The organism is Roseovarius sp. (assembly GCF_018066915.1).
Taxonomy (GTDB): domain Bacteria; phylum Pseudomonadota; class Alphaproteobacteria; order Rhodobacterales; family Rhodobacteraceae; genus Roseovarius.
Window position 1 is genome coordinate 1 of sequence record NZ_JAGPVV010000264.1, and the last position, 5,358, is coordinate 5,358.

Annotated in this window: 8 protein-coding genes; all 8 read left to right on the top strand. The window is 64.3% G+C overall.

What is annotated here, in order from left to right; genetic code table 11:
* The first annotated feature begins 26 nt into the window (after window positions 1-26).
* Window positions 27-767, top strand: coding sequence for an urea ABC transporter ATP-binding protein UrtD (gene urtD, locus KBT70_RS14875; protein WP_296635430.1), 741 nt, complete (start codon window positions 27-29; stop codon window positions 765-767).
* Between the two features lie 3 nt (window positions 768-770).
* The gene (urtE, locus tag KBT70_RS14880; RefSeq protein WP_296635432.1) at window positions 771-1,466 is read left to right on the top strand and encodes an urea ABC transporter ATP-binding subunit UrtE; all 696 of its coding nucleotides are present in this window, start codon (window positions 771-773) and stop codon (window positions 1,464-1,466) included.
* A gap of 129 nt (window positions 1,467-1,595) precedes the next feature.
* Window positions 1,596-2,408, top strand: a complete 813-nt coding sequence (locus tag KBT70_RS14885) for an urease accessory protein UreD (protein WP_296635435.1) — start codon at window positions 1,596-1,598, stop codon at window positions 2,406-2,408.
* 12 nt (window positions 2,409-2,420) lie between these two features.
* Complete coding sequence (locus KBT70_RS14890; protein WP_296635438.1) at window positions 2,421-2,723, top strand: urease subunit gamma; 303 nt, start codon at window positions 2,421-2,423, stop codon at window positions 2,721-2,723.
* A gap of 12 nt (window positions 2,724-2,735) precedes the next feature.
* Entirely contained in the window at window positions 2,736-2,894 is a 159-nt protein-coding gene (locus tag KBT70_RS14895; protein ID WP_296635442.1) for a hypothetical protein, read from the top strand.
* Window positions 2,891-3,196, top strand: coding sequence for an urease subunit beta (locus KBT70_RS14900; RefSeq protein ID WP_296635445.1), 306 nt, complete (start codon window positions 2,891-2,893; stop codon window positions 3,194-3,196). Before KBT70_RS14895 ends, KBT70_RS14900 begins: the two co-directional genes overlap by 4 nt.
* The gene (ureC, locus tag KBT70_RS14905; RefSeq protein WP_296635448.1) at window positions 3,197-4,906 is read left to right on the top strand and encodes an urease subunit alpha; all 1,710 of its coding nucleotides are present in this window, start codon (window positions 3,197-3,199) and stop codon (window positions 4,904-4,906) included. It abuts the gene before it with no gap.
* A 10-nt stretch (window positions 4,907-4,916) separates the two neighbouring features.
* Window positions 4,917-5,358, top strand: a 442-nt coding sequence (locus KBT70_RS14910) for an urease accessory protein UreE (protein ID WP_296635452.1), incomplete at its 3' end; no start/stop codon positions are given.

Consider the following 5,358-nt stretch of genomic DNA (forward strand, 5'->3'; position numbering starts at 1 on the left):
CTCTTTGACATGATCGTGAGAAAACCATGACCACGCTTCTCGAAGTCTCGGGCGTTTCTGTCACCTTTGATGGGTTCCGTGCCATCAACAACCTGTCGATTCAGGTGGCAGAGCCAGAGTTGCGCGCTGTGATCGGCCCCAACGGGGCGGGCAAGACAACCTTTATGGACATCGTCACTGGCAAGACACGACCGGATGAGGGCCGGGTGATCTGGGGCGAAAAGAACGTGTCGCTCTTAGGTCTGAGTGAGAGCCAGATTGCGCGGGCAGGCATAGGCCGCAAGTTTCAGAAACCGACGGTCTTTGAGGCGCAGACTGTGCGTGAAAACCTCGCCATGGCACTAAAGGCCAAGCGTGGGCCGTTCGATGTGCTGTTCTATCGCCGCTCCAAGACCGCAACCGCCCGGATTGCCGAACTGGCCGAGGAAATCGGCCTCGCTGATGCGCTGCCGCGACGTGCCGGAGAGTTGAGCCATGGGCAAAAACAATGGCTGGAAATTGGCATGCTCCTGGCTCAGGACCCGCGTCTATTGCTGGTGGACGAGCCTGCCGCCGGGATGACCCCGGCCGAGCGCGAACATACCACCGATATTCTCAAACGCGCGGCGGAAACCCGCGCTGTGGTGGTGATCGAGCATGACATGGAATTCATCCGCCGCCTTGGCTGCAAGGTGACGGTGCTGCACGAAGGCTCGGTTCTGGCCGAAGGCAGTCTGGATCATGTGACCCAGAACCAGCAGGTGATTGATGTCTATCTGGGGAGATGAGCGATGCTGAGCGTCGAGAACCTCACGCTGCATTATGGCGCGTCGCAAATCCTGCATGGCGTCAGCCTGACCGCGCGACCGGGGGCCGTGACGGCGGTGATGGGCACCAACGGGGTGGGCAAGACCAGCCTCCTCAAGGCCATCGCCGGGCGGCATCCCTATTCGGGGGGGCGCATCACGCTGGATGGGGTGGTTCTCGATCACCTCAGCGCAGCGCAGGCGGCGCGGGCGGGCATCGGCTATGTGCCGCAGGGGCGCGAGGTGTTCCCGCTCCTGACCGTGACCGAGAACCTCGAGACCGGATTTGCCTGTCTCCCGAAATCCGAACATCGGATTCCGCCGCGGATCTATGATCTCTTTCCGGTGCTGGAACAGATGAAGGACCGGCGCGGCGGCGATCTTTCGGGCGGACAGCAACAACAATTGGCCATCGCCCGCGCGCTCATCGCGCGCCCGCGCGTCTTGCTCTTGGATGAGCCGACCGAGGGTATCCAGCCCAATATCATCAAGCAGATTGGCGAGGTGATCGGCCTGCTGCGCGACGAGGGGGAAATCGCCATCGTTCTGGTCGAGCAGTATTTCGATTTCGCCTATGGGCTGGCGGATGATCTGGTGGTCTTGAACCGGGGCGAGGTGCGGCTGTCCGAACCGGCGGCGACAGTAGAGCGCGCGCGGCTCTTGCGTGAAGTGTCCATTTGATGGGCGATGTGCGCTAAAAACAGGCAGATGCAAATGGCGTGCGGGTTCGATGCCGGGATGGCACGCGCGGCCACTGGCAGGGGCTGACGCAAGCGGTAGCCTCTGACCTGTCACAACCCGGAATCACCCATGACTGCCTGTCCTGTCCCCTTGCATCAGCGTAGCCACGGCGCGGCCCATGTGGGCCTCTTGCCCGGCCCTGCGGGGGCGCGGCTTGACCGGTTGCATCAGGTTGGATCGGCCAAGGCGTTTGTGCATCCCGGCGCATCTGGGCCAGAGGTGGTGTTTCTCAACACCTCCGGCGGGCTGGCGGGCGGCGATACGCTGGCCTATCGCCTTGATCTGGCGGCGGGATGCCGGGCCACCGCCTCCACGCAAACAGCCGAGCGCGCGTATCGCAGCACGGGCGGGGCTGCGCATGTCAGCGTCCGGCATACGGTCGGGGCGGGCGCGCATCTGGATTGGCTGCCGCAGGAAACCATCCTCTATGACAGCAGTCACCTGCACCGCGAGACGGTGATTGAACTGGCGCAAGATGCCTCGTGCCTCATGCTCGAGGCCATCGTTCTAGGCCGTGCGGCCATGGGCGAGACGCTGGCCGACGTCACCCTGCGCGACACGCGCCGGATCATGCGCTTGGGCCGCCCCCTGCTGATCGAGCCGCTGCATCTGGGCACCGAGGCGTTGACCGCCGGTCCCGCCATTCTGGGCGGGGCGCGGGCCTTTGCCACGCTGGCGCTGGTGGCGCAAGGGGCTGCGGATGCTGTGGAGCGCGCCCGCGCGGAATTGACCGAAGAGGGCGTGACGGGCGGCGCCTCAGGCTTTGACGGCAAGCTGATGATCCGCCTCATGGCCGCCGATGGCTGGCCGCTCAAGCGCCAGATCATGCGCCTTGTCCGCGCCCTGCGCACCGGCCCCTTGCCCCGCGTCTGGCAAATCTAGGAGAGTTACGCGATGAACCTCACCCCGCGTGAAAAGGACAAGCTCTTGATCAGCCTCGCCGCCATGGTGGCGCGCGGGCGGCTGGCGCGGGGCGTCAAGCTCAACCACCCCGAGGCGGTGGCGCTGATCACCGACTACGTGGTTGAGGGCGCGCGCGACGGGCGCACGGTGGCCGATCTGATGGAGGCGGGCGCGCATGTCGTGACCGCCGAGCAATGTATGGAAGGCATCGCACAGATGATCCATGCCGTGCAGGTCGAGGCGACCTTTCCCGATGGCACCAAGCTTGTCACCGTTCACAATCCCATCCGCTGAAAGGACCCGATCATGCGCTATCCCGTTGCCTTTTTCCTGCTCACCCCGACGCTGGCGCTGGCCCATTCCGGCCCGCATCTGCATCCGCATGGGAGTGACGCGCTGTGGCTTGGCGTGGTCGGCGTTCTTGCGGGGGCAGGGGGCTATGTCCTGGCCAAGGTGCGGAAATGATCCCCGGCGAGGTGCTCTGTGCCGAGGGCGAGATCACTCTCAACGCAGACGCGCCCGTGACCGTGCTGATGGTCGCCAATACCGGCGACAGGCCGGTGCAGGTGGGCAGCCATTATCACTTTGCCGAGGCCAATAGCGGGCTTGCGTTCGACCGCACCGCCGCACGCGGGCAGCGCTTGGATATCCCTGCGGGCACCGCCGTCCGTTTCGAGCCGGGGCAAAGCCGCGAGGTGCGGCTGATCCCTTACGGCGGCGCGCGGCGGGTGTTCGGCTTTAATCAACTGGTGATGGGAGACCTCTAGATGCCCTACGCGATCCCCCGCGCTGCCTATGCGGCCATGTATGGCCCTACCACGGGCGACCGGCTGCGCCTTGGCGATACCGACCTCATCATCGAGGTAGAGCGTGATCTGACCACTTACGGCGAAGAGGTGAAATTCGGCGGCGGCAAGGTGATCCGCGATGGCATGGGGCAATCTCAAACCACGCGCGCGGGCGGGGCGATGGATACCGTCATCACCAACGCGCTCATCGTCGATCATCAGGGGATCACCAAGGCAGATGTCGGCCTGAAGGATGGCCTCATTGCCGCAATCGGCAAGGCGGGCAATCCCGACACGCAATCGGGCGTGGATATCATCATCGGACCGGGAACCGAGATCATCGCCGGAGAGGGCCGCATCCTGACCCCCGGCGGGTTTGACGCGCATATCCATTTCATCTGTCCGCAACAGATCGAGGATGCGCTGCATTCCGGCATCACCACCATGCTGGGCGGCGGCACCGGCCCGGCCCATGGCACGCTTGCCACCACCTGCACGCCGGGGGCGTGGCACATCGGGCGGATGCTGCAATCGCTGGATGCCTTTCCGATGAATTTCGGCCTCTCGTCCAAGGGCAACGCGAGCCAACCCGAGGCGCTGATCGAAATGATCCGCGCGGGGGCCTGCGCGATGAAGCTGCACGAGGATTGGGGCACCACGCCCGGTGCGATTGATTGCTGCCTGAGTGTTGCCGATGATATGGATGTGCAGGTGATGATCCACACCGACACGCTGAATGAAAGCGGCTTTGTGGAAAACACGCTTGCCGCCATCAAGGGACGCACGATTCATGCCTTTCACACCGAGGGCGCAGGTGGTGGACACGCGCCAGACATCATGAAGGTGGTAGGGTATGAGCATATCCTGCCCTCCTCGACCAACCCGACCATGCCCTATACCGTCAACACCATCGAAGAGCATCTCGACATGCTGATGGTTTGTCACCACCTCGACAAGGCGATCCCCGAGGATGTGGCCTTTGCCGAGAGCCGTATCCGCCGCGAAACCATCGCCGCCGAGGATATCCTGCACGACATGGGCGCGTTTTCGGTCATGGCCTCGGACAGTCAGGCCATGGGGCGCGTGGGCGAGGTGATCATCCGCACCTGGCAGACCGCCTCGAAAATGCGCAAGCAGCGCGGGCGGCTGGCCGAGGAAACCGGCGACAACGACAATATGCGGGTGAAGCGGTATATCGCCAAATACACCATCAACCCCGCCATCGTCCACGGGATGAGCGCCCATATCGGAAGCGTCACGCCCGGCAAACGCGCCGATCTTGTGCTCTGGGACCCGGCGTTTTTCGGCGCAAAGCCGGAAATGGTGCTGATGGGCGGCTCTATCGTGCTGGCGCAGATGGGTGATCCCAATGCGTCCATTCCCACACCGCAACCGGTCTATTCGCGGCCCATGTTCGGGGCCTATGGGCGGGCGGTCGAACGCTCGGCGGTGCTCTTTGTCAGCGCAGCGGCGCAGGCGGACGGGATCGGCGCTGCACTCGGGCTGGCCAAGGACACCGTGGCCGTCGCCAATACCCGCAAGATCACCAAGCGCGACATGATCCACAACAGCCTGACACCCGAGGTCGAGGTGCATCCCGAAACCTACGAAGTGCGCGCCAATGGCGAATTGCTCACCTGCGAACCGGCCTCTGAACTGCCGCTCGCGCAACGCTATTTCATGTTCTGAAAGCCCAACCATGACCGATCTGCCCACCGCCCGCCGCCTCTTGCATGACGCCCCCGCGCAGATCGCCGATACGGTCGTGCTCGACTATGACGCGCGGCTCATGCGGCGCAAGCGGTTGGTGGGGCGGGGCGGCCTCGCCTTTCTGGTCGATCTGGCGGAGGTGACGAACTTGGACGATCACTGGGGCTTTGCGCTCGACGATGGGCGCGCGGTGGGCGTCGAGGCGGCCCCGGAGGACCTCATTGAGGTGCGCGGCGATCTGGCGCGGCTGGCCTGGCATATCGGCAACCGGCACACGCCCTGTCAGATCGGCGCGGTTCACCTGACGATCCGGCGTGACCATGTGATCGAGGCGATGCTGGCGCATCTGGGGGCGGATCTGACCCCCGTCACCGGTCCCTTCCGTCCCGAAGGCGGGGCCTATGGCAAGGGCCGCACCATGGGGCATGACC